Source organism: Hymenobacter saemangeumensis (genome assembly GCF_039541835.1).
Lineage (GTDB): Bacteria > Bacteroidota > Bacteroidia > Cytophagales > Hymenobacteraceae > Hymenobacter > Hymenobacter saemangeumensis.
On record NZ_BAABGZ010000048.1, the window covers coordinates 1 to 2,411 of the forward strand.

The 2,411-nt window shown below is 55.7% G+C and carries 1 protein-coding gene; it reads right to left on the reverse strand.

The genetic code is table 11. The features are described 5' to 3' along the window. Nucleotides 1-98: 98 nt before the first annotated feature. A complete protein-coding gene (ltrA, locus tag ABD919_RS13945) occupies nt 99-1,826 on the reverse strand; it encodes a group II intron reverse transcriptase/maturase (protein ID WP_345236630.1) in 1,728 nt (575 codons plus the stop codon). Nucleotides 1,827-2,411: the final 585 nt, after the last annotated feature.

Genomic DNA, 2,411 nt, shown 5'->3' on the forward strand with positions numbered 1-2,411 from the left:
GTCATTAAACTCAGCCGGCAGGTCGCCCCACCGACTGGTCTTCAAAACCGTGCTTGAAACTTTCGCTTCACACGGCTCCTCAACAGATTGATGTTTGACTAACATACCTCGCCTCCTTTCTGGGTCTCTCGGACCGTCTTGGTTTTATGGCAGTGCCGGTGAAGAAGCTGAAGGTTTGCCAGATTATCCTGCCCACCGTAGCGGCGGGCTAGTTTGTGGTCCACTTCCAACTTGTCGCCGTACGTGAAGAACAGGCGGCACAGGGGACATTTGCCTTTCTGTCTTTTTAGTAGGGCCGCGACCCTATAATTGACTTCCGGGTGTCGTCCCATGCGTGTACTCCAATAAACCCAATCGCCGTCATACGGACTACGTTGCGCCTGGACTTTCGCATGTCGCCTAATCGGCGTTTCCGCGTGTCGTTGCAAGCGTCGGTCGTCTTCCCCGCTCCTGGTAGCGAATTGCCAGCCCTTTCCTATGCCAACCGACCAGTACCGATAGGATACCCATCGGCGGCCTTTGTGGGGATGGCGACGCCGCGCCCAGTTTTGGAGGTTTCCGTACAGCCAATGGCCTAACTGCGAGAAGCATCGTTTGCTGCAAACGGCTGAAAAGTAGTTAGTCCACCCCCTGATGACCGGGTTGAGCGCGTTGATGAGCTTCCGTTGCGGGAGTGCCCGGTGCGTCATTATCATGGATTTCAACTTCTCCTGGTGCCGCCTGGTAGCTTCCCGCGAAGGTCTAATGAGCGTTTGGCAGCCCAACGAGACACCTTTCGGGTTTTTCGCAGCCTGACTCTTTCCAGTTGGAAATTGCCGGACTGTGAACCCTAGAAAGTCGAAGCCTGCGGGTCCTTCGTGTGCCCGCAGGGTGTGCGCGATGCGCGTCTTGCTCGGCTTCAAGGCCAGGCCCATAGGTTCCAGCCACTGCGCGATGAGTTGTTGACACTGTTGAATCACGTCCAGCCGTTCGTGCAGGATGACAAAATCGTCCGCGTACCGGACAAAATGGGCCGGGTTGATGCGGACTTGTTGCCCCTGAATCGTGAGCCGCCTCAGCGGAAAGGCCTGCCGGATGCATTCTTCCATGCCGTGCAGGGCGACGTTGGCCAGCAAGGGGGAGATGACGCCTCCCTGCGGGGTGCCTTCGGGAGTCGGGAAAACCGATTGCCCGTCGAGTACCCCCGCTTGCAGCCACGCTTTTATTTGCCGCCGAAGCGTTGGAAACGTGTTCAATTTGGTTAACAGGGCGTCGTGGTTGATGCGGTCAAAGCATTTGGCAATGTCGGCATCGAGCACGTATTTGGGCTGATGGCAGACGCTGCTGAAAATGGCTCCTATCGCGTCATGGACCGAGCGCCCGGGTCGGAAGCCGTAGCTATTCGGTTCAAACTTGGCTTCCCATTCCGGTTCCAACACTTGTTTGACCAGGGCCTGAACGGCCCGTTCGCGCATCGTGGGAATCCCTAATGGTCTTTTTTCCTCCGTACCGGGTTTGGGAATCCAGACCCGGCGGGTGGGTTTTGCTTTGTCTGTGGGCGCCAGTTGGTCAATCAACGCAAAGCGTTCGACGGGACGCAGCGACTTCACGCCGTCTACCCCCGCCGTCTTTTTTCCTTGATTGTCCTGGGTTACCCGCCGAACGGCCAGGCATTTGCCCGACCAAGACCTCATGAGTGTTTTTTGGAGTTTGCGTACTGTCCTCCCATCACCGCGTTGCGAGGCTTTGAATATGCGCTTTTGCAGCTTAAAGACGGTTTGCTCCAGCTTGCGCCAGGGCAATTCGCTCCATTCCATCATCGTTGGTTCGCAACGTGCCTTAGACATATTTACTGCTACTGGTGCCTATTCAGTTCAATCTGTCGTGCCTACGTCAGCTTATCCCGGCCATTACACCGGGCGTTTGCTTCTTAGGCAATCTTGCCCCTTGGAGGCATGCGGTTAGCACCTGCTCCGGCGGTGGACGGAGAGCCGCCAAGGGGTTACTTCGTTCCGATTAATCGTTGGTATGAATCGTTAGGATGGTGCTGTCTGCCGGGTTTATCGGGAATGCATACTGGTCGTACCGAAAGCGCCAGCCCCTAATCCGTGCCTTTTGGCATAGCCTGTTACCCTGCGTTGGCTACTCTATGCTTGACGACAGTTCACGCGCACCTTCGCTTTCGCTATCCATAGATTCCTGCTCGACGGGATTTGAAATCAGGGTTTTCATTACCGCCTTTTCACCCCGCTTTACGGATTGATGGCTAGTCGCTACCGTAGGGGTGATGCTGTTACCCTTGCATTTAGGGAGAGGGGATTACACCCTCACGATTAATCAGTTGTCAAGGAGTAGCGCCCTCAAGAAGGTGGCGTTACTCCTTGCCATCCGTCCCTGGGCTTGTGGCTCCATTTAGGATGAACGAATCGCAC